The sequence below is a fragment of the Bacteroides sp. HPS0048 genome, from assembly GCF_964240755.1.
Classification (GTDB): Bacteria; Bacteroidota; Bacteroidia; order Bacteroidales; family Bacteroidaceae; genus Bacteroides; species Bacteroides nordii.
Genome location: NZ_CAXSVC010000001.1, coordinates 67,569 through 92,230, shown reverse-complemented (window position 1 = coordinate 92,230; position 24,662 = coordinate 67,569). Strand labels below are relative to the sequence as shown.

At 43.0% G+C, this 24,662-nt stretch carries 19 protein-coding genes; 16 read left to right on the top strand and 3 right to left on the bottom strand.

Features of this window, described 5'->3' with window-relative positions; genetic code table 11:
* The first annotated feature begins 70 nt into the window (after positions 1-70).
* The 3 genes from polA to ACESQI_RS00355 all read left to right on the top strand — a co-directional run bounded on the left by polA (position 71) and on the right by ACESQI_RS00355 (position 4,354).
* On the top strand, positions 71-2,878 hold the full coding sequence (gene polA / locus ACESQI_RS00365; RefSeq protein ID WP_373125322.1) for a DNA polymerase I: 2,808 nt from the start codon (positions 71-73) through the stop codon (positions 2,876-2,878).
* A gap of 299 nt (positions 2,879-3,177) precedes the next feature.
* On the top strand, positions 3,178-3,573 hold the full coding sequence (locus tag ACESQI_RS00360; protein ID WP_278512796.1) for a DUF3836 domain-containing protein: 396 nt from the start codon (positions 3,178-3,180) through the stop codon (positions 3,571-3,573).
* A gap of 163 nt (positions 3,574-3,736) precedes the next feature.
* Complete coding sequence (locus tag ACESQI_RS00355; RefSeq protein ID WP_278512793.1) at positions 3,737-4,354, top strand: HD domain-containing protein; 618 nt, start codon at positions 3,737-3,739, stop codon at positions 4,352-4,354.
* A 319-nt stretch (positions 4,355-4,673) separates the two neighbouring features.
* Here ACESQI_RS00355 and ACESQI_RS00350 read toward each other — a convergent pair whose 3' ends face one another.
* Positions 4,674-5,447, bottom strand: a complete 774-nt coding sequence (locus ACESQI_RS00350; RefSeq protein WP_025866690.1) for a LytTR family DNA-binding domain-containing protein — start codon at positions 5,445-5,447, stop codon at positions 4,674-4,676.
* A complete protein-coding gene (locus ACESQI_RS00345; protein ID WP_278512789.1) occupies positions 5,444-7,477 on the bottom strand; it encodes a histidine kinase in 2,034 nt (677 codons plus the stop codon). The genes ACESQI_RS00350 and ACESQI_RS00345 overlap by 4 nt, the downstream gene beginning before the upstream one ends.
* 93 nt (positions 7,478-7,570) lie before the next feature.
* On the opposite strand from ACESQI_RS00345, the gene epsC reads away from it, so the two are divergent.
* The 9 genes from epsC (at position 7,571) to ACESQI_RS00300 (ending at position 17,432) form a co-directional block, all read left to right on the top strand.
* Positions 7,571-8,470 (top strand): serine O-acetyltransferase EpsC, encoded by a 900-nt coding sequence (gene epsC / locus ACESQI_RS00340; protein WP_002558581.1) that lies wholly within the window; start codon positions 7,571-7,573, stop codon positions 8,468-8,470.
* 129 nt (positions 8,471-8,599) lie between these two features.
* Positions 8,600-9,943, top strand: a complete 1,344-nt coding sequence (locus tag ACESQI_RS00335; RefSeq protein WP_373125321.1) for a class I SAM-dependent RNA methyltransferase — start codon at positions 8,600-8,602, stop codon at positions 9,941-9,943.
* Positions 9,944-10,042: 99 nt separating this feature from the next.
* Positions 10,043-12,187, top strand: a complete 2,145-nt coding sequence (locus tag ACESQI_RS00330) for a S9 family peptidase (protein ID WP_195449911.1) — start codon at positions 10,043-10,045, stop codon at positions 12,185-12,187.
* A gap of 119 nt (positions 12,188-12,306) precedes the next feature.
* Positions 12,307-13,581 (top strand): phosphoribosylamine--glycine ligase, encoded by a 1,275-nt coding sequence (gene purD, locus ACESQI_RS00325; RefSeq protein ID WP_373125320.1) that lies wholly within the window; start codon positions 12,307-12,309, stop codon positions 13,579-13,581.
* Positions 13,582-13,596: 15 nt separating this feature from the next.
* Positions 13,597-14,601 (top strand): hypothetical protein, encoded by a 1,005-nt coding sequence (locus tag ACESQI_RS00320; protein ID WP_195350468.1) that lies wholly within the window; start codon positions 13,597-13,599, stop codon positions 14,599-14,601.
* A complete protein-coding gene (locus tag ACESQI_RS00315) occupies positions 14,586-15,062 on the top strand; it encodes a YqaA family protein (RefSeq protein ID WP_007483218.1) in 477 nt (158 codons plus the stop codon). The genes ACESQI_RS00320 and ACESQI_RS00315 overlap by 16 nt, the downstream gene beginning before the upstream one ends.
* Before the next feature lie 5 nt (positions 15,063-15,067).
* The gene (gene mnmD, locus ACESQI_RS00310; RefSeq protein ID WP_122201193.1) at positions 15,068-15,709 is read left to right on the top strand and encodes a tRNA (5-methylaminomethyl-2-thiouridine)(34)-methyltransferase MnmD; all 642 of its coding nucleotides are present in this window, start codon (positions 15,068-15,070) and stop codon (positions 15,707-15,709) included.
* Positions 15,710-15,749: 40 nt separating this feature from the next.
* Positions 15,750-16,634, top strand: coding sequence for a metal ABC transporter solute-binding protein, Zn/Mn family (locus ACESQI_RS00305; protein WP_320934928.1), 885 nt, complete (start codon positions 15,750-15,752; stop codon positions 16,632-16,634).
* Positions 16,635-16,646: 12 nt separating this feature from the next.
* Complete coding sequence (locus ACESQI_RS00300) at positions 16,647-17,432, top strand: metal ABC transporter ATP-binding protein (RefSeq protein ID WP_373125319.1); 786 nt, start codon at positions 16,647-16,649, stop codon at positions 17,430-17,432.
* Between the two features lie 62 nt (positions 17,433-17,494).
* Here ACESQI_RS00300 and ACESQI_RS00295 read toward each other — a convergent pair whose 3' ends face one another.
* Entirely contained in the window at positions 17,495-17,764 is a 270-nt protein-coding gene (locus ACESQI_RS00295) for a hypothetical protein (RefSeq protein WP_373125318.1), read from the bottom strand.
* A gap of 115 nt (positions 17,765-17,879) precedes the next feature.
* Here ACESQI_RS00295 and ACESQI_RS00290 point away from each other — a divergent pair, with 115 nt between their 5' ends.
* The 4 genes from ACESQI_RS00290 (at position 17,880) to ACESQI_RS00275 (ending at position 24,560) form a co-directional block, all read left to right on the top strand.
* Complete coding sequence (locus ACESQI_RS00290; RefSeq protein ID WP_373125317.1) at positions 17,880-21,236, top strand: DUF2723 domain-containing protein; 3,357 nt, start codon at positions 17,880-17,882, stop codon at positions 21,234-21,236.
* Positions 21,237-21,240: 4 nt separating this feature from the next.
* Positions 21,241-21,894, top strand: a complete 654-nt coding sequence (locus ACESQI_RS00285; RefSeq protein ID WP_234130700.1) for a polysaccharide deacetylase family protein — start codon at positions 21,241-21,243, stop codon at positions 21,892-21,894.
* Between the two features lie 19 nt (positions 21,895-21,913).
* Entirely contained in the window at positions 21,914-22,882 is a 969-nt protein-coding gene (gene queG, locus ACESQI_RS00280) for a tRNA epoxyqueuosine(34) reductase QueG (RefSeq protein ID WP_373125316.1), read from the top strand.
* A 106-nt stretch (positions 22,883-22,988) separates the two neighbouring features.
* Complete coding sequence (locus ACESQI_RS00275; protein ID WP_002558564.1) at positions 22,989-24,560, top strand: arylsulfatase; 1,572 nt, start codon at positions 22,989-22,991, stop codon at positions 24,558-24,560.
* Positions 24,561-24,662: the final 102 nt, after the last annotated feature.

Genomic DNA, 24,662 nt, shown 5'->3' with positions numbered 1-24,662 from the left:
GCACAAAAGTAATAATAAAACGGTTAATACCGTATTTTTTTGTACTTTTACCATGAAAAATTAGATAAATATGGACCAAAACAGTAAACTTTTCTTTTTAGATGCTTACGCACTTATATATCGGGCGTATTATGCCTTTATCAAAAATCCACGGATCAACTCCAAAGGTTTCAATACTTCAGCCATTCTCGGCTTTGTAAATACATTGGAGGATGTATTGAAAAAAGAAAACCCTACACACATTGGAGTTGCTTTCGACCCTTCAGGACCTACTTTCCGACACGAAGCCTATGAACAATATAAAGCACAACGTGAAGAAACACCGGAAGCAATCCGGCTTTCCGTACCCATTATAAAAGATATCATCCGTGCTTATCGTATCCCTATCCTTGAAGTGGCAGGCTATGAAGCAGACGACGTTATCGGAACACTGGCAACCAAAGCCGGACAACAGGGGATCACAACCTATATGATGACGCCTGACAAGGACTATGGCCAGCTGGTAACAGAACATGTGTTTATGTACCGTCCCAAGTATGGTGATAAGGAATTTGAGGTTATGGGTATAGAACAAGTCAAAGCAAAGTTCGATATTCAGTCACCTTCACAGATTATTGATATGTTGGGACTCATGGGAGATGCGTCAGATAACATTCCCGGATGTCCAGGTGTCGGAGAGAAAACAGCCCAAAAGTTAATTGCTGAATTTGGTAACATCGAAAATCTACTTGAACATACCGACCAATTAAAAGGAGCACTCAAAACAAAAGTAGAAACAAACCGGGAAATGATAACTTTCTCCAAATTTCTGGCAACCATAAAAACAGATGTACCTATCGAACTTGACATGAATGCACTGGTACGTGAACAACCGGATGAAGAAGCCCTTCGAAAAATTTTTGAAGAACTGGAGTTTCGTACACTAATGGAGAGAATCTTCAAAAAAGAGAGTCAACCTCTCCCCTTTTCTGCAGGTCCGCTTTTTGCACAAGAAAGTGGCCCGATTCAAGGCGATTTATTTGCAGAAATTACGCCCAACGGACCGATTGAAGAAAAAAAATCAAATATAGACACGTTAAAAACGCTCAATACTGACTATCAACTAATTGATAATAAGGAGAAAAGAGTCAAAATTATTCAAAAGTTACTTACAACCAAAATTCTTGCGTTAGATACAGAAACAACCGGAACCGACCCAATGGAAGCTGAGTTGGTAGGAATGAGCTTCAGCTTCGCCGAAAATCAGGGATTTTATATACCAATCCCTGCAGGCCGGGAAGAAGCGTTAAAAATAGTAAACGAATTCAAAGAAGTATTCGAAAATGAAAAAACGTTAAAAGTAGGGCAAAACATCAAATATGACATGATCGTTCTCCAAAATTACGGAGTTGAAGTAAAAGGTCCTCTTTTCGATACAATGGTAGCACATTATGTTCTTCAACCTGAACTCCGTCACGGAATGGATTATCTGGCGGAAATTTATCTGAATTATCAAACAATCCACATCGAAGAACTTATCGGACCGAAAGGAAAAAATCAGAAGAGCATGCGCGATCTTGCTCCCGAAGCTATTTATCAATACGCCTGCGAAGATGCGGATGTTACGCTGAAACTAAAGAATATACTGGAAAAAGAATTGAAAAAGAATGGTGCTGAGCAATTATTCTATGAAATAGAAATGCCCCTGGTACCCGTATTGGTAAATATCGAGATCAATGGAGTACTTCTGGATACAGAAGCACTCAAACAGTCTTCAAAACATTTCACAACACAAATGGAGGCCATTGAACAAGAGATTTATCAATTGGCAGGAGAAGAATTCAATATCGCTTCACCCAAGCAGGTAGGTGAGGTATTATTTGATAAACTTAAAATTATCGATAAAGCAAAGAAGACCAAGACCGGCCAATATGTTACATCAGAAGAGGTGCTCGAAAGCTTGCGCCACAAACATCCTGTAGTAGAAAAAATTCTAGAACACCGTGGACTAAAGAAGCTGTTAAGCACCTATATTGATGCTCTGCCTCAGTTAATAAACCCGCGTACAGGCCGCGTACATACCTCCTTCAATCAAACAGTAACAGCAACCGGACGCCTCAGCTCCAGCAACCCGAATTTACAGAACATCCCCATCCGGGATGAAAATGGAAAAGAGATACGCAAAGCATTTATTCCTGACGAAGGTGCTCTTTTCTTCTCTGCCGACTATTCACAAATAGAGCTGCGTATTATGGCCCACCTAAGCGAAGATAAAAATATGATAGACGCATTCTTAAGTGGTTATGATATTCACGCAGCTACAGCAGCCAAAGTATACAAAACCGATATAAAAGAGGTAAACCCCGATATGCGCCGCAAAGCTAAAACAGCGAACTTTGGTATCATTTATGGTATCTCTGTTTTCGGTCTGGCTGAACGAATGAATGTAGATCGTAAAGAGGCAAAAGAGCTTATAGACGGTTATTTTGAGACCTATCCTCAGGTAAAGGCTTACATGGATAAAAGTATTGAAATAGCACGTGAAAAAGGTTATGTAGAAACTATTTTTCATCGTAAACGCTTCCTTCCGGACATCAATTCACGCAATGCTGTAGTACGCGGATATGCCGAACGTAATGCTATCAATGCTCCGATCCAGGGAAGTGCGGCCGACATAATCAAAGTTGCAATGGCTCGCATCTACGAACGCTTCAAACGCGAAGGATTAAAGGCAAAAATGATATTACAAGTACACGATGAATTAAATTTCAGTGTCCCAGTAGAGGAAAAAGAGCGGGTGGAACAAGTCGTTATTGAAGAAATGGAGAAAGCCTACCGGATGCATGTCCCTCTAAAGGCTGATTGCGGCTGGGGGAAAAACTGGTTAGAAGCTCATTAAAAAGACAATTGCTGCCTACCAAAACATTTATAACATTAATTAACTCCTCAAGCAGAAAGCTGCTAAATGCCTCATTAAGTACACGAACTGTTTAAACATATATCCGGCAAACAAACTGCCGGATATTTTTTTGTCATTAATACCTGCAAAAAGAAAGCAATACAGAGGTACGACAATTATCATTATGATAATTATTTCACTTATTTTAAGCATTAATATCCACTTTATATGTAACTTTGCAGCAAATAAAGAGATTAAGTATAACAATATGATAATATAACCCTAAAAACAGTATAATCATGAAAGTAAATGTTTCCATAAGAACAATTGCATTATCAGTAGTTCTTTTTGTAGGTAGCCTAACCGTTTCTGCCCACAATAACGACGGGAATCTCATCTATAACTCAGAAGAAAGAGACGGAGTGATGGTAGAACAGACCGTTTATAAAAAGGAAGGTGCTGCACTCGCCAACTATATGAAATACAACTACAAGTATAATGATCAGAAACGTATGACAGAAAGTAAAGCACTAAAATGGAATGCTAACAACCAAAAATGGGAAAATAGCCTGCGCATCACTTATACTTACGAAGGTAAAACCGTAACTACCAATTATTACAAATGGAACAGTAAAAAGAATGCTTATATTCTTGTTCCGGAAATGACAGTTACAATGGACGATACAAATATCTGATATACATATTCTCTCTAACTCTACATTTTACATTAATACAACAGAAGGCTGGAATTTATATTCCGGCCTTTTCTGTGCCACGTGGAACAAACCCATAAATGTTAAGACGTTACAAGAAATTTAGTATCTTTGTTTTCCCTTTATTAAATAAGATTTTCCCGAGATGAACGAACAGCTAAAAGAATACATAGAAACGGTTATTATTCCGCAATACGAATCGTTTGATAAAGCACATAATTTAATACATGTAAATACTGTAATAGCAGAAAGCCTGGAACTTGCTAAAGGCTATCCCGTAGACGTGGATATGGTATACACCATTGCTGCCTATCACGATACAGGACTGTGCAAAGACAGAGCGACCCATCACCTTGTTTCAGGAACTATTCTTGAAAATGACAAGATACTCCGCCAATGGTTTTCTACCGAAGAAATACAGATAATGAAAGAAGCCGTAGAAGATCATAGAGCCTCTTCAAACCACGAACCACGCAGCATTTACGGAAAGATTGTAGCTGAAGCAGACAGAGTTATAGACCTTGAAATTACATTGAGAAGGACTGTACAATATGGGCTAAAACAAAATCCATCGGGAAGCAAAGAATGGCACTATGAACGTTTTCTTAATCATCTCCTGAGCAAATATGCCAAAGGAGGATACTTAAAACTATGGTTTGAAAACTCGAAGAATGGAGAAAGGCTAAAAGAGTTAAGAGCTCTGATAAATAATCGAAAACAGCTAAGAGAAACCTTCGACAGAATGTTTATGGAAGAGAAATAATCACAAGGATCATATAAAAAACAAATCTACACCACTATTTCACAACATTCGATTCGCCTTTTTGTTATAAGTACCAAATGGGCGCTCACAAACAAAACTCATCAATAAAAAAATAGCCGGAGACTTTTTCACAAAAGCTCCGGCTCAACCAGTTACATAGAATTGATCATCTAAAAACCAAAAAACATTCAATTCCTACCTAACATCACAAAGATAGCATTAAAAAGGATAATATGAAACACCCTTTTTGCGAAAAATGAGTATTTTGTCGCAAATCACACATAAAATGTCTAAATAAGTGCTTATACAACAAAAAAAATCAAATAAGATAGAAACGTTCTTGTAATTCTTTCAAAAATCCACGGGAAATGCACAGGTCTTTTCGCTCACTAAAAGGAGGATAAAGCTGGCATTGTTTCCCATTAATAACAGCTAAATAGGCAACATTAATAATAACCGACTGGCTAATCTGTACAAATGATACCGAATAATTTATAATATCTTCTGCTCTGGTATTTTTTTTAAGACTCAGCTTTGTCTGATTAAAAAGAGTTACCTGCCACTGCCGTTTATCTTTAGAATATTCAAAAAAGCCAATTTCCTCAATACGAAGTAATTTGAAACCTGTCACACTACTGATCATAAATGTGTCACGTTGGGGCAATAATGCAGCTATAGATGCCGAAAATGAAGGAGTGACCTGGTGAGTGACCATCGCCTTCCGATAACGTTCTATAATCCCATCAAGTTCCTCTGTAGTAAAAGGTTTCAATAAGTAATCGAACGCCGACTCTCTTAAAGCCTGAAGCAGGTATTTATCATATGCCGTATAGAAAACAACTTTCATATCCCATACAACCTCCTCACGCATGTCACTCAGTAGTCTGATACCCAGCATATCCGGCAATTCTATATCTAAAAACAACAAATCCGGACGTTGCTCCATTATCATCTTTCTTCCTTTAGCTCCATTGACTGCCGTACCTTTGATTAGCATATCAGAATAAACTGCAAGCCCCTTTTTCAAGTCTTCTATAGCCGTATAGTCATCATCTATAATTACGACTTTACAAATTTCATTCATTGTCATCATAAATCATAAGAATATTTATATGGAATATATACAGAAACACAAGTCCCTGTCTGTTGTCCATCGGCAAGTTTTTTTATTTCAAAACAAATCTTCTCTCCCTTATTTTTTTGATTGAGTAACTGGATTGTCTGATAAAGAACCTTCAAACCTGTACCCGTTCCTCTGGAGGGAGATATCATATGAGGAAGATACCCCCTACCATTATCTACAATTATTATTCGAACCCCATTACCTTCAGAAATTACAGAAATAGTAAGCCGCTTCTCTCCTTCAATCCCGGCAAGTCCATGTTTCATAGCATTCTCTACCGGAATCTGTATAATCATAGAAGGAATAATAATTTGCTCCGTATTCAATTTGTCATCGATGGACAATGTCAATATAAAATCAGATCCCAAGCTGGTCTGTTCCAAATTAATATAAGTCCGCACAAAATCCAGCTCTTCCCGAAGCGGGATACTTAACTTTTCGGTTAACTCCAGGCTCTTTCTTAGAAGCTTTGCTAATCCTACTAACCCCTCCCGATCTTCTTCAGAGCCTTTAAAATGACTAATTTCTCTATTCAGCACGTTAAAAGTAAAGTGAGGCGAAATATGATTACGTATATTTTCCATACGAAGACGACTTATCTGATTCAAATGCCGTTCCTGCATAAAAGCACGCTTTTTCTTCATCAACCAATAGAAAACACTCAATGCTGCTATTAAAACAATACAACCAATAGCCCAGATAAACGATGTCAAACGCAACACCCGCATTTCACTCGTTTGCCTCCCTATCACCAACTCACGCCGCATCACAATCGTATCCTGACGATAACGCATATCGAGTTCCGCTACACGCGTACGGACCCGTTCGTTCCGAATAGAATCATTCAACGCGACATCCCGCTTCAGATACTCATAAGCACGCCTGTAATCACCTGTACGTTCATAATAATGCTCTAAATATTGATTCCGGATATTTATCATATTCGCATCAATGTGTACGCCAGGCGTTGCATTGGCAATCAGCCTGCCAGCCCGTGAAATATCACCTTGTTTTAAGGCAAGCTCTATCAGCTGGGTTTCTATGTAATAAAGTGCCGAACGATTATTCATCTCAGTGAAATAGCGATAGCTATCATTCAGATAGATTTGAGCTGAGTCCAGTTTACCATTCAGCATATAAAGTTCTCCCAAATTTCCTTTACTAAGATTCCGTTCAAAAATCATTTGAGGATAGTCATCCAGTACATGCAGTCCTCTACTGATATAGTATTCGGCTTGCAAGTAATCCTTTTTGTAATAAAAATGGTTCCCTCTATTATTGAGATATCCCCATTTCTCATACGGATTCATCTCCTGATAATAATTCCCTGCCAGTTCATAGTAATAATTGGAAAGTTCAAAATCACGTAACTCCATGTAAGTCTGCCCTAATCCCCAATAAACAGTCCATTTCTTTGTATCAGGTAGCTGGAGTGAATCACAAAGAAACAATCCCCTGCGATAATAGAAAGCTCCATCGGCATAATTACCCAGATGATTACTGGCATCTGCCAAATTAAAACAAAGTTCGGGAAGATTAAAAACATTATTTCCCAACCGCTGCTCTTCATATGCCTTTCGATAATATGCCAGAGATGAATCAGGCTCTGCTTTCTGTATCCAGTAATTACCGGTCATATTATAAACATTCGCCTTCATATCATGTATGGAAGGAGAATCGGACGCTTCCCTGCAAAAGCGGGCAATTATCTGATTATAATATAGCACAGAGTCAAAGTCAGAAGAGGCAAAACAAGCTTTTACGTAATGATTCATTAATCTATAGAAAGTAAGACTATCAGTGGCTTTTGCCATCCCGCTACGCAACAGATTACGGGCATACGTATTATTAGCAAATAAAGAATCTCTTGCCTGTTTTTCAAGCGAATCGGTCTGAGTATTCTTTTTTATTGCTTCTCCTGTTTGTGTGTGTTCTCCGCAACCATTGATACACAAGAATAAACAAATTATTGCAAACCCTTTGATGGTTTTACTCCCCATAAACTTCTTTGTTAATAGAATGTCGCAACAAAGATAGAAAAATGTGCATAATATTTCTTACCTTTGTAGCCAATTAATTAGAAAAGGAATCTAATGAGTCCACTAAATTTCACCCACATTCTGACACAGGCAGTCGATGAGCTTTCGGAAAGCGAATCATACAAAGGACTGTTCCATCAACACAAGGACGGCGAGCCCTTGCCTTCGGCACGGGTATTGTGTGACGTCATCGAGTTGGCACGCTCCATTCTTTTCCCCGGATATTTTGGAAATTCTACTATCAACAGTCGTACAATCAACTATCACATAGGGGTTAACATTGAAAGATTATTTGATCTGCTGACTGAACAGATTTTAGCCGGACTCTGTTTCGGAAGTAATGAAGGATGTGATACCTGCAATGATTCTTTACGAGAAGAAGCTGCCCGCCTGGCTGCTAAATTTATCAGCAAATTACCACATATGCGCCGTGTACTGGCAACAGATGTAGAAGCAGCCTACAATGGTGATCCTGCAGCTCAGAGTTTTGGCGAAGTAATTTGTTGCTATCCGGCTATCAGAGCTATCAGCAACTATCGCATCGCTCACGAACTATTGGAACTGGGAGTACCACTTATTCCCCGCATTATAACAGAAATGGCCCACAGTGAAACAGGTATAGACATTCATCCCGGAGCACAGATAGGCAGTTATTTTACTATTGATCATGGAACAGGTGTGGTAATCGGAGCAACCAGTATCATTGGCAATAACGTAAAACTCTACCAAGGTGTCACGTTGGGAGCCAAAAGTTTCCCCTTAGATACCGATGGTAAGCCAATTAAAGGGATTCCCCGCCATCCAATACTGGAAGATAACGTTATAATCTACTCAAATGCAACTATATTAGGACGTATTACCATTGGACGTGATGCTACAGTAGGAGGCAATATCTGGGTAACAGAAGATGTTCCCGCAGGAGCAAGAATCGTACAGACGAAAGCAAAGAAATAATGGCCCAATTGCGAACATGCCAATGTGCCAACTGAGAGAATCAGATATTAACAATTTGAAAAAATAACAACTTTAACGCGCCAGCCAATTGGCATATTACCACATTGGCATATTGGCACATTATTCATTATGAGCGAACAATTTGAAATGATTGCCAAAACCTTCCAGGGATTGGAAGAAGTACTGGCCGAAGAACTGATAGTGCTGGGAGCAAACGACGTACAAATAGGCCGGCGAATGGTTTCATTTTCCGGAGACAAGGAAATGATGTATAAAGCAAACTTCTGTCTGCGTACTGCCATCCGCATTCTGAAACCAATCAAACATTTCAAGGCCAAAGATGCCGACGAGGTTTATGAGCAGATCAAAGCCATCGCCTGGGAAGAAATACTAGATGTAAACAAAACATTCGCCGTAGATGCCGTCGTATTTAGTGATGAATTCCGCCATTCCAAGTTCGTTTCTTACAAAGTTAAAGATGCCATTGTCGACTATTTCCGTGAGTTGAATGGTAAACGTCCGTCCGTTCGTATCAACAGACCGGATGTATTACTGAATATTCATATTGCGCAAACCACCTGTACCCTTTCACTCGACTCCTCCGGTGAATCACTTCATCGCCGTGGCTATCGTCAGGAAGCAGTAGAAGCACCACTCAATGAAGTTCTTGCTGCCGGAATGATTCTGATGACGGGATGGAGAGGAGAATGTGACCTTATTGACCCGATGTGCGGTTCAGGTACCATTCCTGTAGAAGCTGCATTGATTGCCCGTAACATTGCTCCGGGAGTGTTCCGTAAGGAGTTCGCATTCGAGAAATGGGTGGATTTCGATCAGGATATGTTTGATAATCTATACAACGACGATAGCCAGGAACGTGAATTCACACACAAAATATATGGCTATGATAATAACCCTAAGGCAAACGAAATAGCCACACACAATGTGAAGGCAGCAGGGGTTTCTAAAGATATCATTCTGAAGTTACAACCCTTCCAGCAATTTGAACAACCGGCAGAAAAATCTATCATCATCACCAATCCTCCTTACGGTGAACGTATTTCTACCAATGATCTTTTAGGATTATACAGCATGATTGGCGAACGTCTGAAGCACGCTTTCGTTGGAAATGATGCCTGGGTACTCTCCTATCGTGAGGAATGCTTCGACCAGATCGGCCTGAAGCCCAGTCAAAAAACGCCATTATTCAACGGAGCATTGGAATGTGAGTTCCGCAAATATCAGATATTTGACGGAAAGTACAAAGAGTTTAAAGGCCAGGAAGGCGAAGAAGAAAATAAAGAAGGTACTCCCAAAGAAAAAAGAGAATTTAAACCTCGCCGTGAAGAAGGCGGACGTAGCTTTTCAAGTGACAGAGACAGAAAACCGAGAGAAGGACGAAGCTTCAACGGAGACAGAAATCCAAGGGAGTTTAAGAAGAACTGGGAACCGAGAGGTGATAAGAAAGAATAATGGATGAACTTGTTATCATAGAAACTAAGATATACGAAATCGGAAGTCAGAAAGTAATGCTGAATTGGTTCAAGAATAAAGATAAAAAACAAGAAGACAATGAATAAAAGAGGCTATCTATTATTAATGGGGTTGCTTCAAGCTCTATTTATCACGAACGTTATGGCACAAGAACTAAAAACTCCTACACTGGAAGATCTTATTCCGGGTGGTGAAACATATCGTTATGCAGAAAACCTTTATGGACTACAATGGTGGGGCGATGAATGTATAAAACCAGGCATAGATACCCTGTTTGTTATTAATCCAAAGACAGGAAAAGAAAAGACTATCACTACACGGGAAATTGTAAACAAAGTATTGGAAGAAAACCAGTCCGGAAAATTACAACACTTCCACTCTGTCAGCTTTCCCTGGTCTGACAAAGAGCAAATGCTGATTAAGCTACCCGGTAAATATATTGTTTACGACTTCAAAAACAACCAAATAGTTTCCACAACAGCTCTGAAAAAAGAGGCTGCCAATCAGGATTACTGCACTACCACCGGAAATGTTGCTTATACAGTAGGCAACAATCTGTATATAAACGAAAATGCAATAACCGATGAATCCGAAGGTGTTGTCTGCGGACAGTCTGTACACCGTAATGAGTTTGGCATCAGCAAAGGCACTTTCTGGAGCCCGAAAGGTAACTTATTAGCATTTTATCGCATGGATGAAAGCATGGTTACACAGTATCCACTGGTAGACATCACTCAACGTATAGCAGAAGTGAACAACATTCGTTATCCAATGGCAGGGATGACCAGCCATTTGGTAACAATAGGCATTCATAATCCTTCCAACGGAAAAACACTCTACCTGAAAGCCGGAGACCCGACTGACCGTTATTTTACCAATATCAGCTGGGCACCGGATGAGAAAAGTCTCTACCTGATAGAATTGAACCGGGATCAAAATCATGCTAAACTCTGCCAGTACAACGCAGAAACAGGCGAGCTGATGGCAACGCTTTTCGAAGAGACACATCCCAAATATGTAGAGCCTCAACAGCCCATTGTTTTTCTGCCCTGGGATGCTACAAAATTCATTTATCAAAGCCAGCGTGACGGTTTCAACCACCTGTATCTGTATGACACCACAGGCAAACTAATCAGACAACTGACAGAAGGTAAATGGCTGGTCAGTGATATATTAGGGTTCAACGAAAAAAAGAAAGAAGTTCTTTTCAGTGCCAACGATGCTACAGGACGGAACAATTTCTCTGTAAATATCAGAACAGGAGAGAGAAGCTTACCCTTCAGCATGTATACTACCACTGAAGGTGTGCACAACGCTATTGCAAGTAACTCAGGACGCTATGTGATTGACAATTACTCAACTCCTACCCTACCCAGAAAAATTGATATCATTGATACTCAGACAGGTAAAAGCGTTAATCTGCTTACTGCTGCCAATCCATTCCTTGGCTTCAAAATGCCGGTTATCGAAACCGGTACAATCAAAGCCGCAGACGGTGTAACCGATATCTATTACCGCCTTATCAAACCTGCTGATATGGACCCGAATAAAAAGTATCCTGCCATTGTATATGTATACGGAGGTCCGCATGCACAGATGGTAACCGGAGGTTGGCAGAATGGTGCCCGCGGCTGGGATATCTATATGGCAAACAAAGGGTACATCATGTTCACTATTGACAATCGCGGCAGTTCCAATCGCGGATTAGAGTTTGAGAATGTAACTTTCCGTCATTTAGGTATTGAAGAAGGAAAAGATCAGGTAAAAGGAGTCGAATATTTGCAAAGTCTTCCCTATGTAGACGGTAATCGTATCGGTGTGCATGGCTGGAGTTTTGGAGGCCATATGACTACTGCCCTGTTACTTCGCTATCCGGAGATTTTCAAAGTAGGTGTGGCAGGTGGTCCGGTGATAGACTGGGCATATTACGAGATAATGTACGGAGAGCGTTATATGGATACTCCACAAAGTAACCCGGAAGGCTACGAACAATGTAATCTGAAAAATCTCGCCGGCAATCTGAAAGGACATTTACTCATTATCCATGACGATCACGACGATACTTGCGTGCCTCAGCATACATTGTCTTTTATGAAGGCATGCATAGATGCCCGTACGTATCCGGATCTTTTCATTTATCCCGGACATAAGCACAATGTAATGGGACGTGACCGCATACATCTGCACGAAAAGATAACCCGTTATTTTGAAGATAACCTGTAACAATGGGCAATATACCGATTGAAAAAGAAACGAGAGAAAAATAATAATAATAACAAGCGCTACATATCCGATGCCAACATTGGCATATTGGCATATTGGCCCATTAACCAATTATTGATATGAAACTGTTACTCTTAGGTTCGGGCGGCCGTGAACACGCTCTGGCGTGGAAAATAGCTCAAAGTCCCAAAGTAGAAAAGCTATACATCGCCCCCGGTAATGCCGGTACCTCTTCTGTAGGAGAAAACGTGAACATCAAAGCTACCGATTTTAATGCATTAAAGGCATTCGTTCTTAAGGAAAACATCAGCATGATTGTAGTTGGTCCCGAAGACCCATTAGTTGAAGGTATTTACGACTACTTTCAGGGAAATCCTGAGACACAGCACATTGCCATCATCGGGCCTACCCGCGAAGGAGCACGCCTGGAAGGTAGTAAAGAGTTTGCCAAAGAGTTCATGCAACGTCATAATATCCCTACCGCACGTTATAAAAGCATCACAGCGAACACATTGGAAGAAGGTTTTGCTTTCCTCGAGACATTAGAAGCTCCCTATGTTCTGAAAGCTGACGGACTTTGTGCCGGAAAAGGTGTTCTGATCCTCCCTACTTTGGATGAAGCTAAAAAGGAGCTGAAAGAGATGCTTAGCGGTATGTTTGGCAATGCTTCGGCAACGGTAGTCATTGAAGAGTTCCTCAGTGGCATTGAATGCAGTGTATTCGTACTGACAGACAGCGAACATTACAAAGTACTTCCCGTAGCCAAAGACTACAAACGTATCGGCGAAGGTGATAAGGGACTTAATACCGGTGGTATGGGAAGCGTTACGCCTGTTCCGTTCGCCAATGATGAATTCATGGAGAAAGTACGTACGCGTATTATCGAACCTACTGTAAATGGCTTGAAAGAAGAAGGTATTCTTTACAAAGGCTTCATCTTCTTAGGATTGATAAAGGTAAAAGGAGAGCCAATGGTTATTGAATATAATGTTCGTATGGGCGACCCTGAGACAGAAAGCGTTATGCTTCGTGTCAAGAGTGATCTCGTAGAGCTCTTTGAAGGTGTGGCAGAGAAGAACCTCGATACAAAAACGCTGGAAATAGACCCACGTACGGCGGCTTGTGTGATGTTGGTAAGTGGCGGTTATCCGGAAACTTACGAAAAAGGATTCCCTATCACTGGCTTCGATCAGGCTGCCGCCACAGACAGCATCCTATTCCATGCAGGTACTACCCTAAAAGACGGACAAGTAGTAACCAGCGGCGGACGTGTCATTGCTATCAGTTCATATGGAAATACCAAAGAAGAAGCACTGGCAAAAAGCTATAAAGTGACCGAAATGATACAGTTTGAAAAGAAGAATCTTCGAAGAGATATTGGCTTTGATCTGTAGTGAGGAAGGGTTATAATGAAAAATAATAGACTACAAGGCCGGGTGACAGCAGGACGGTTTACATTGCCTGTTGTCATTCTTATCTGCACAGTCTGCTGGATATGTACCTCTTTTCTTTTGCCTGATATGAGTTCAGCAAAAGAGACAGGATACGCTTTGTGGCAATCTATTTGCACCTCCTGCCTGCCTTCCTGGGCAAACAGGATGATCAGTTTTATGCTATACGCGGCTATCGGTTATTTCTTGATTGAGTTGAACAATACATTCACTATTATCCGTATGCGCGCCTCGGTACAGACGTCACTTTACTTTCTTTTAGTTACCATCTGTCCGGGTATGCATTTGCTATATGCAGGCGATGTAGCTGCCGTGGCTTTCCTTATCTCCTTGTTTTTCCTGTTCAAAAGCTACCAGCAGCCTCATCCGGTGAGCTATATATTCCATTCCTTCGCCTTTATTGGTGCAGGAAGTTTATTATTTCCACAATTACTCTACTTCATCCCTCTTTGGCTGATAGGAGCTTACTCGTTTCAGTCGCTCACAATACGCAGTTTCTGCGGAGCTATCATCGGAATAAGCCTTCCCTATTGGTTCTTATTAGGGCATGCTTTCTTCTACGGAGAGATGGAGTTATTCTACCAACCATTCATTGAGCTGGTTCATTTTCAGCCTATAGAGTTTGGAAAGAATCTACAGCTTTGGGAGCTTGTCACATTGATCTATCTGTTTATCCTGTTCATTGTCAGTGCAGCCCATTGCATTGTTAGCGGATATGAAGATAAAATACGAACACGTTCCTATCTGCACTTCCTGATATTCCTGAACTTCTGTATCTTCCTGTTCATACTTCTGCAACCGATACACTGCATGGATCTGATGTCACTCCTTCTGATCGGTGTCAGCATTCTCGTAGGACATCTTTTTGTATTGACCAGCAGCAAGACTTCTAACGTATTCTTTATCGGTTCCACCATCGGATTAATCCTCTTATTCTGCTTCAACATATGGACGCTTTTATAAACTCAGTAATACAGCTACTTATCGACTGGGGTATCCCTGGTTTGTTTCTTTCTGCCCTATTAGCAGGAAGCATAGTTCCGTTCAGCTCCGAACTGGTGTTGGTAGCATTAGTAGAAGTAGGATTAAGCCCGGTCACCTGTGTGCTTGCTGCTGCATTGGGCAACACCTTAGGTGGTATGACCTGCTATTATATGGGGCATCTCGGCAAGGTAGACTGGATAGAGAAATACTTCAAAGTAAAAAAGGAGAAAGTGGACCGCATGGAGGCATTTCTGCAAGGCAAAGGGGCACTTATGGCGTTTTTTGCTTTCCTTCCGTTTGTAGGGGAGGTGATTGCCATTGCGTTAGGGTTCATGCGCAGCAATATATGGCTCACGACAATTTCTATGTTTGCCGGTAAGCTGATACGTTATATTCTCATGTTGCTTGCACTGAAAGGCATTATCAATTTCGTCATATAATCATCATGAAACGGGTTATCGAACAAACAGCCGACGGGAGCGCTACCCTTTTTGTGCCGGAATTGAACGAACACTATCATTCCGTGAAAGGCGCACGTACAGAATCTCAGCATATCTTTATTGATATGGGCCTGAATGCCTCTGAAGTGGCCGAACCGCATATCCTCGAAATAGGTTTCGGAACAGGTTTGAATGCCCTGCTGACACTCGAAACAGCCGAAGCGACTCAAAGAAAAGTACATTACACCGGAATTGAGCTCTACCCGCTCTCCTGGGAGATGATAGAACCATTGGGCTATAGTGACAATCCGCTATTCAAAACGCTACATATTATTCCCTGGGAAGAGGATACAATAATAACCCCCTGTTTTACGTTAAGGAAGGTACAAGCCGACTTTACAACGTTGACTACGGATCGCTCATTTGACATTATTTACTTCGATGCTTTTGCTCCCGAAAAGCAGCCGGAGATGTGGTCACAAGAACTATTCGACCGGTTACACGTTATAATGGGCGAGAAAGGCATACTTACTACCTATTGCGCCAAAGGAGTAGTACGCCGGATGCTTCAGACAGCAGGATTTACTGTAGAACGTCTCCCCGGCCCTCCGGGAGGAAAACGGGAAATACTAAGAGCAAGAAAATAAAGGCTGCCGGAGGGGAAAATATACTAAACCCAAAGAATATATGAAACATATACCTCTTCTTCTGATAATCGTTCTTCTGGCTTCCTGCAACATGGGTAAGTCCGGGAAGAGTCAAGATAATGAGAAACCCGTCATTGCTGTCACCATAGAACCCCAGCGTTATTTTACTGAAGCTATTGCCGGAGACAAGTTCGACGTCATCAGTATCGTACCCAAAGGCAGCAGTCCGGAGACTTACGATCCTACCCCCCAGCAGCTCGTTTCGCTGGGAGACAGTAAAGCATATCTCCGCATTGGCTATATCGGCTTCGAACAAGTATGGATGGATCGCCTGATAGACAATACCCCGCATATACAGATCTTCGATACTTCCAAAGATATTGATCTTATCCTCGGAGAGGCACACGACCATGGCGATCACCAGCATGCCGGTGGGGTAGAACCGCACATCTGGAACTCAACCAATAATGCACTGATCATTGCCCGCAACACCTACAAGGCTCTCTGCCAGCTTGACAAAGAGAATGAGGCTTACTACCTGAACCGCTATGACAGCCTTTGCCAACGCATTATGCACACCGACAGCATCATCAGGAAAACCCTGCAACAGCCTGGTACAGCCCAAAGCTTTATGATTTACCATCCGGCTCTCTCCTATTTTGCCCGCGACTACGGTTTGCAGCAGATCAGTATCGAAGAGGGCGGAAAAGAACCTTCACCTGCTCATCTAAAAGACCTGGTAGACCTCTGTCGCCAGGAAGATGTCCGCATCATTTTCATACAACCGGAATTTGACCGCCGCAATGCAGAAATTATTGCCCGGGAAACCGGTACCGATATTGTTCCTATCAACCCGCTGAGTTATGACTGGGAAGCCGAAATGTTAGCTGTTGCCCAGGCGCTAACGGATCATAACAAGAAATAAGATTCTCCGATTATGGCACAACCGATTATAGAAGTTCGTGGACTCTCCGCCGGATATGATGGTCGTACAGTATTGCACGACGTTAACCTCACTGTATATGAACGTGACTTCTTAGGAATTATCGGACCGAATGGAGGTGGAAAGACCACCCTCATCAGATGTATGTTAGGGTTGCTGAAACCTACTGCCGGAAAAATCACTTATTATGGAGCAGACCACTCACAACTCCCGGCACTCAACTCCCGGTTTTTTATGGGTTATTTGCCTCAATACAACACAATAGACCGTAAATTTCCCATCTCTGTAGAAGAAGTAATACTCTCCGGACTGAGTTCTAAAAAATCGCTTATCAGCAAGTTTACAGCTCGGCAGCACGAAAAAGTTCATGCTGTCATCGCCCGTATGGGACTGGAAGGTCTGGAGAAACGTGCCATCGGACAACTCAGTGGCGGACAATTGCAACGTGCCCTGTTAGGACGTGCCATTGTCAGTGATCCATCTGTTCTCATTCTCGACGAGCCAAGCACTTATATCGATAAACGCTTTGAAGCCCGCCTCTATGAGCTTCTGGCAGAGATAAACAAGGAATGTGCCATTATCCTTGTCAGCCATGACATTGGCACGGTATTACAGCAGGTAAAATCTATCGCTTGCGTCAATGAAACGTTAGATTATCATCCGGACGCGGGTGTCACTACAGAGTGGCTGGAACGTAACTTCAACTGCCCCATCGAATTATTGGGACACGGAACGTTACCACATCGCATATTGGGAGAACATCACCACCATCACGATTAATTCCGGATAAATGCAGCATAATATTACTATCCCAGTGATATCCCAAAAGCGAAAACCCCTATTCATAATACACTGATAATCAACACCAATAGAAACACATTTCCTCCCCGGAGCCGAGCAGCCTCCTCCTCGGAGCCGAACGACCTCTTCCCCGGAGCCGGACAGCTTCCTCCCCGGAGCCGAGAGAAGCGCACGCCTTCGTAGAAACGCCCCATGTAAAATAATATCATTCTACCCAACGGTCGTTCAATCAAACAGGTACAAATCTTCACACAACAGCCGTACAAAGGGCATGCAGATAACCCAAACGTACTTGTACACACTGTTTTCATTTTCATATCTTTCCTTCCGAAATATAATAAATCTTATCAGTTTGCCGGATTGTACACGTAAATCATTATCTTTGCGCCCACTTAACATGTTAATGAATAAACATCTATCGTCTTAATGAAACAGTACAAAACCGTAAACAACCTAATCGGTTGGCTTACTTTCATTATTGCTGCCACGGTCTATTGCATGACAATAGAACCGACAGCCAGTTTCTGGGATTGTCCCGAGTTCATTACTACCGGCTATAAACTGGAGGTCGGACATCCGCCCGGCGCCCCTTTCTTCATGCTGACAGCCAATCTGTTCTCACAGTTTGCTTCAGATGCCACCACTGTAGCCAAAATGGTAAATTACATGAGTGCCCTGATGAGTGGAGCCTGTATCCTGTTCCTTTTCTGGAGCATCACCCATCTGGTACGTAAGCTGATTATCAAAGACGAAAACAATATTACCACCGGCCAGTTAGTTACCATCATGGGTAGCGGCCTTGTTGGTGCATTGGTATATACATTCAGTGACACTTTCTGGTTCAGTGCCGTAGAAGGGGAGGTTTATGCCTATTCTTCCCTGTTCACAGCCGTTGTATTCTGGCTTATTCTGAAGTGGGAAGATGTAGCCGACGAACCGCATAGCGACCGTTGGATCATTCTCATCGCTTATCTGACCGGATTGAGTATCGGCGTCCATCTGCTGAACCTGCTCTGTCTGCCTGCTATCGTACTGGTATATTACTATAAGAAAGTTCCCAATGCCAATGCAAAAGGCTCTCTGTTAGCTCTTTTCGCTTCTATGGTGTTGGTAGGAATCGTGCTTTACGGTATCGTGCCAGGCGTAGTAAAAGTAGGCGGATGGTTCGAGTTGCTTTTCGTCAACAGCATGGGCTTGCCATTCAATACCGGCGTCATTGTTTATATCATCATACTTGCCGCCAGCATTATCTGGGGAGTATATGAAAGCTATACCGAAACCAGCCGTGCACGTATGAATATCTCTTTCATGCTGACTATTGCCCTGTTAGGAATTCCGTTCTACGGACACGGAGTGAGCAGTGTTATTATCGGTATCATCGTACTCGCCGCATTAGGACTCTATCTGTTTGCTAAAAACCTCAATAAGAAATACCAGATTTCGGCCCGCAGTATGAACACCGCACTGCTCTGTACAATGATGATCATGGTAGGATACTCCTCGTATGCGCTTATCGTAATCCGTTCTACAGCCAATACTCCGATGGATCAGAACTCTCCGGAAGATATCTTCACGCTGGGCGAATATTTAGGACGTGAACAGTATGGTACACGCCCGTTATTTTACGGACAGGCTTACTCTTCAAAGGTGGCCCTGGAAGTGAAAGACGGATACTGCATCCCTGTAGAGGCAAACAGCACAACCAAATACATTCGCAAAGAAAAAACATCGTCGGACGAAAAAGATTCGTATGTTGAAGTACCGGGACGTGTAGAATATCAATATGCACAGAACATGCTCTTCCCGCGTATGTATAGCAGTGCACATATTCCGCAGTACAAAGGCTGGGTAGACATCAAAGGATATGACGTGCCCTACGATGAATGCGGCAACGCAATTATGGTCAATATCCCCACACAGTGGGAAAATATCAAGTTCTTCTTCCGCTACCAGCTCAACTTCATGTACTGGCGTTACTTTATGTGGAACTTTGCCGGACGCCAGAACGACATCCAGGGCAGCGGCGAAATAGAACATGGTAACTGGATTACAGGTATTCCTTTCATCGACAACTGGTTGGTAGGCGATCAAAGCTTGCTTCCGCAGGAACTGAAAGACAATAAAGGACACAATGTATTCTACTGCCTGCCCCTGTTATTAGGTCTTATCGGACTATTCTGGCAGGCATACCGCGGTCAGAAAGGCGTACAACAATTCTGGGTAGTATTCTTCCTGTTCTTCATGACGGGTATTGCCATTGTGCTCTACCTCAACCAAACTCCCAGCCAGCCCCGCGAACGTGACTATGCTTATGCCGGTTCGTTCTACGCGTTCGCTATCTGGGTCGGTATGGGTGTAGCAGGTATCATCAAACTGCTGCGCGACTATACCAAGATGCAAGAATTACCGGCTGCTATTCTTGTCTCTGCACTCTGCCTGCTGGTACCCATTCAGATGGCAGGCCAGACCTGGGATGACCACGACCGTTCAGGACGCTATGTAGCCCGTGACTTCGGACAAAACTACCTGATGTCCTTGCAGGAAAGCGGAAATCCGATCATCTTCACCAATGGTGACAACGATACATTCCCTCTGTGGTACAACCAGGAGACAGAAGGTTTCCGTACAGATGCCCGCACATGTAACCTGAGTTATCTGCAAACAGACTGGTATATTGACCAGATGAAACGCCCTGCTTATGACTCTCCGTCACTGCCGATCACCTGGGACCGTGTTGAATACGTGGAAGGAACGAACGAATACATACAGATACGCCCGGAGATTAAAAAGACAATCGACGCTCTTTATGCACAGGCAGACAGTAGCGGTAACCCGGAAGCATTGCAAAATATCCACAACGAATTCGGTGAAGATCCGTATGAACTGAAGAATATCCTTAAATACTGGATACGTTCAGACAAAGAGGGCCTGCATGTCATCCCGACAGACAGTATCGTCATCAAGATTGATAAAGAAGCGATACGCCGCAGTGGCATGAAGATTCCGGAAGCTTTGGGCGACTCTATCCCCGATCATATGAATATTCTGCTGAGAGATGACAATGGAAACCCGAAACGTGCCCTCTATAAGAGTGAACTGATGATGCTTGAAATGCTGGCAAATGCCAACTGGGAACGCCCTATGTATATGGCTATCACCGTAGGCAGAGAAAATCAGTTAGGTATGGACAAGCATTTCGTTCAGGAAGGACTCGCCTCTCGCTTCACACCATTTGAAACCAAGAAATTGGGGGCAACGATTGACAGCGAGAAGATGTACGACAACCTGATGAATAAGTTTAAATTTGGTGGTATCGACAAGCCAGGCATCTATATCGATGAAAATGTGATGCGCATGTGCTATACACACCGCCGTGTTTTCGCGCAGCTCATCGAACAGCTGATGAAGGAAGGTCAAAAAGACAAAGCCCTCGCTGCTTTGGATTATGCCGAGAAGATGATTCCTGCTTACAACGTACCTTATGACTGGCAGAACGGCGCCGTACAAATGGCGGAAGCCTACTATCAGCTGGGACAAACCGAGAAAGCAGACAAAATCATGGATGCATTGGCCAATAAGGCGATTGAATACATGACCTGGTATCTCAGTCTGGACGATTCACAATTCTTCGTATCAACCCGGGAATTCGAGTATCACATAGCCTTACTGAATGAAGAGCTGAAACTCATGGAGAAATATAAATCGAAACTGTCAGAAAACTATTCCGGCAAACTGGACGAACTGTACGGCATGTACGTCTCCCGTGTAAAAGGAACGAGATAGAAAGATGTTTATAGAGCAACCACCGTGGTTTTTCCGCATTTTATACCCGAAAGCTATCTTCCGGATGAACCCTGACGAAAAAGCAGTTTACCTGACTTTCGACGACGGGCCTATTCCGGAAGTAACTCCCTGGGTATTAGATCTGTTAGATCAGTATGAGATCAAAGCCACATTCTTTATGGTAGGCGACAATGTACGGAAGTATCCGGATATTTTCCGGATGGTGATTGAACACGGACACCGGATCGGTAACCATACCTTCAACCACATCCGTGGATTCGAGTACTCTGCTAATGATTATCTGCAAAATACGGATCGTGCGAATCAAGAGATGAAGACCGATCTTTTCCGCCCGCCACACGGACACATGGGATTCAAGCAATATCACGCGCTGAAACAGTACTACAGCATTATCATGTGGGATCTGGTAACACGTGACTATAGTAAGAAAATGCGTCCCGAACAGGTGTTGGCAAACGTAAAACGCTATGTACGGAATGGTTCCATCATCACGTTTCACGATTCGCTGAAATCCTGGAATAACGGGAACCTCCAGTACGCTTTGCCGCGTGCCATCGAGTTTATGAAAGAACAAGGCTACGAATTCAAGATGCTTCCACACTTCCCGCATGGGGAGGTTCGGCAAGCGGACAGGTAACGAAAAATAAAAAGACAGGATGGGAGAAGTTATTCTTTCTGCTAAACAAATAAAAGCCGAAGCTCTGCGCCTCGGCTTTTCTGCTTGTGGGGTGGCACCGGCAGAAGCGGTAAACAAAACCGTTTCCAATGCCTTTTGCCACTGGCATTCGCACGGCATGCAAGCAGGAATGAATTACATGGGCAATCACCTCGAAAAGCGCCTCGATCCCCGTTTACTGGTAGAAGGAACACGCAGCATTGTATCCGTAGCCCTCAACTATTACCCTTCCCGATTCTTACGAGAAGACCAGTATCAGTTTGCCTGGTATGCATACGGCAAAGATTACCACGATATCATGAAAGCCCGGCTGACCGCCTTACAGGAATATATCTCCACACACTCTCCCCTACCCTTACAAAGCCGTATATTCTGCGATACAGCTCCCGTATTAGAGCGTTACTGGGCATGGCGTGCCGGATTGGGTTGGATAGGTAAAAATACTCAGCTTATTATTCCGCATGCCGGTTCCTGCTTCTTTTTAGGAGAAATATTTCTCAGTGCAGAAGCAGACGAATACGACCAACCGTTAACAAGTCGCTGCGGAAACTGTACCCGGTGTCTTGATGCCTGTCCGACAAAAGCGCTGGAAGCCCCTTTTTTGCTCAATTCAGGCCGTTGCCTGTCTTATCTTACCATTGAGCACCGGGAAGCTATTCCGCCCGCAGAAGGCAAAAAAACGGGCAATAAGATATATGGCTGCGACGAATGCCAGAAAGCCTGTCCCTGGAACAGATTTTCCACTCCCTGCCAGACACCGGAATTGCAACCCACTGACGCCTTCATGCAGATGGAAAAAAAGAACTGGCATGCACTGACAGAAGAACAATACAGAATGATCTTTAAAGGAAGTGCGGTAAAAAGAGCCAAGTACACAGGCTTAATGAGAAACATACATCAAGTAGAGAGTAACGATAAAGACGAAGTACAAACATTGCCAGACGTGTAAACATAAACATGAGACGGGATTAACAGTATCTGAGAAAATGTAAACATAGAATGCCAAACAGAAGCCGTACTTTTAAAACCTGCTTTAATCCTAAAAACAGCGCATCATGAAGACAATGACTTATCTTGGATTCTTATCAGTTCCCCTATGCTTCTGCCAACACCTACAGGCACAAAACAACTCCCGGCCAACAAATCCCCCCAATATCATTTTCATCCTTGCAGATGATATGGGCTATGGCGATGTCTCGGCATTCAATGAACATTCCGGCATTACTACCCGGAACCTGGATGAAATGGCCGATAACGGAGTCTCTTTTACCGATGCTCACTCCTGCTCGTCCGTTAGTACGCCTACCCGCTATGGGATTATCACCGGAAGATATAACTGGCGTTCAAGCCTTAAAAGCGGTGTATTATATGGATATTCACGCCCCATTATCCCTACTACGCGAAGCACAATGGCTTCTATGCTAAAACAAAACGGATATACCACAGCCTGCATCGGAAAGTGGCATTTAGGTTGGAACTGGGGTACGAAAGCCGGACACGAAAAGCCAAATGCCAATGCACTGGCAGAGGAAGATGTGGATTATAGTAAACCCATCACGAACGGCCCTGCCGATTTAGGATTTGATTATTTCTACGGCTTCTGTGGTTCATTAGACATGGCTCCTTATGTCTATGTAGAAAATAGCCAGCCTACTACCACTCAGATACAAACCATCGCCAAGTCAGGAGGGTCTGCCATGTGGCGGGCAGGTGCCATAGGCTCCGACTTCTCACACCAGGAGTGCTTGCCCAACCTTACACGCCGGGCCGTAGACTATGTAAATCAACACGCCCAAAACAAGCAGCCGTTCTTCCTGTATCTGCCTCTTCCTGCACCACACACCCCTATCCTTCCGGACGAAAGATTTAAAGGGAAAACCGGGTTAGGAGATTATGGAGACTTTGTGCTAATGGTAGATGATGTGGTAGGACAGATCCGGAAAGCGCTCAAAGACAATAATATCTCCGAAAATACCATCCTAATATTTACCACAGACAATGGTTGCTCACCGGCCGGAGGTATTGACAAGATGGCACAGAAAGGACATCGTGCCAATTACATATGGAGAGGTATGAAAGCCGATCTTTTCGACGGAGGACACCGTGTCCCTACCATCGTAGAATGGCCCCAAAGAGCCGGAAAAGGCAAATGCAACCAAACGGTCTGCCTAAACGACTTTTATGCAACGTTCGCAGCACTGAACCAATATCAGATAAAAGAGAATGAGGCAGAAGATAGTTACAACATTTTGCCATTGATCGAGAATCCCGGTTATCCCCAAACAATCCGGGAAGCCGTTGTACACCATTCCATCCGTGGTGAGTTTGCCATACGCAAAGGCGAATGGAAACTACTTTGTTCACCCAGTTCAGGAGGTTGGAGCTACCCGAAACCAAATGTAGACAAAGAAGTCATTGCTACACTGCCTCCTATTCAACTCTACAATATGAAACAAGATCCGGGAGAGAAAAACAATGTATATCAGGAACATCCGGAGGTAGTACAAGAATTAAAACAGCTGTTACAGAAGTATATACAAGACGGAAGAAGTACCCCGGGAACAGTTCAGAAAAACGATGCGACCAACAAATGGGAACAGATAAAAGGCATTATGCAGGATGATTAAAGAGAGGGGAGTTAAGAGAAGGAAGAAGGGAGAATGGAGAGGGGAGAAGGAGCTGCGCTATTACGCTGCATAGCACTTCTCCCCTCTCCATTCTCCCTTCTT

Excerpts from the sequence above, each read along its gene's own strand:
- polA (WP_373125322.1), top strand. The coding sequence starts at position 71 with ATGGACCAAAACAGTAAACTTTTCTTTTTAGATGCTTACGCACTTATA.
- ACESQI_RS00360 (WP_278512796.1), top strand. The coding sequence starts at position 3,178 with ATGAAAGTAAATGTTTCCATAAGAACAATTGCATTATCAGTAGTTCTT.
- ACESQI_RS00355 (WP_278512793.1), top strand. The coding sequence starts at position 3,737 with ATGAACGAACAGCTAAAAGAATACATAGAAACGGTTATTATTCCGCAA.
- ACESQI_RS00350 (WP_025866690.1), bottom strand. The coding sequence starts at position 5,447 with ATGATGACAATGAATGAAATTTGTAAAGTCGTAATTATAGATGATGAC.
- ACESQI_RS00345 (WP_278512789.1), bottom strand. The coding sequence starts at position 7,477 with ATGGGGAGTAAAACCATCAAAGGGTTTGCAATAATTTGTTTATTCTTG.
- epsC (WP_002558581.1), top strand. The coding sequence starts at position 7,571 with ATGAGTCCACTAAATTTCACCCACATTCTGACACAGGCAGTCGATGAG.
- ACESQI_RS00335 (WP_373125321.1), top strand. The coding sequence starts at position 8,600 with ATGAGCGAACAATTTGAAATGATTGCCAAAACCTTCCAGGGATTGGAA.
- ACESQI_RS00330 (WP_195449911.1), top strand. The coding sequence starts at position 10,043 with ATGAATAAAAGAGGCTATCTATTATTAATGGGGTTGCTTCAAGCTCTA.
- purD (WP_373125320.1), top strand. The coding sequence starts at position 12,307 with ATGAAACTGTTACTCTTAGGTTCGGGCGGCCGTGAACACGCTCTGGCG.
- ACESQI_RS00320 (WP_195350468.1), top strand. The coding sequence starts at position 13,597 with ATGAAAAATAATAGACTACAAGGCCGGGTGACAGCAGGACGGTTTACA.
- ACESQI_RS00315 (WP_007483218.1), top strand. The coding sequence starts at position 14,586 with ATGGACGCTTTTATAAACTCAGTAATACAGCTACTTATCGACTGGGGT.
- mnmD (WP_122201193.1), top strand. The coding sequence starts at position 15,068 with ATGAAACGGGTTATCGAACAAACAGCCGACGGGAGCGCTACCCTTTTT.
- ACESQI_RS00305 (WP_320934928.1), top strand. The coding sequence starts at position 15,750 with ATGAAACATATACCTCTTCTTCTGATAATCGTTCTTCTGGCTTCCTGC.
- ACESQI_RS00300 (WP_373125319.1), top strand. The coding sequence starts at position 16,647 with ATGGCACAACCGATTATAGAAGTTCGTGGACTCTCCGCCGGATATGAT.
- ACESQI_RS00295 (WP_373125318.1), bottom strand. The coding sequence starts at position 17,764 with ATGAAAACAGTGTGTACAAGTACGTTTGGGTTATCTGCATGCCCTTTG.
- ACESQI_RS00290 (WP_373125317.1), top strand. The coding sequence starts at position 17,880 with ATGAAACAGTACAAAACCGTAAACAACCTAATCGGTTGGCTTACTTTC.
- ACESQI_RS00285 (WP_234130700.1), top strand. The coding sequence starts at position 21,241 with ATGTTTATAGAGCAACCACCGTGGTTTTTCCGCATTTTATACCCGAAA.
- queG (WP_373125316.1), top strand. The coding sequence starts at position 21,914 with ATGGGAGAAGTTATTCTTTCTGCTAAACAAATAAAAGCCGAAGCTCTG.
- ACESQI_RS00275 (WP_002558564.1), top strand. The coding sequence starts at position 22,989 with ATGAAGACAATGACTTATCTTGGATTCTTATCAGTTCCCCTATGCTTC.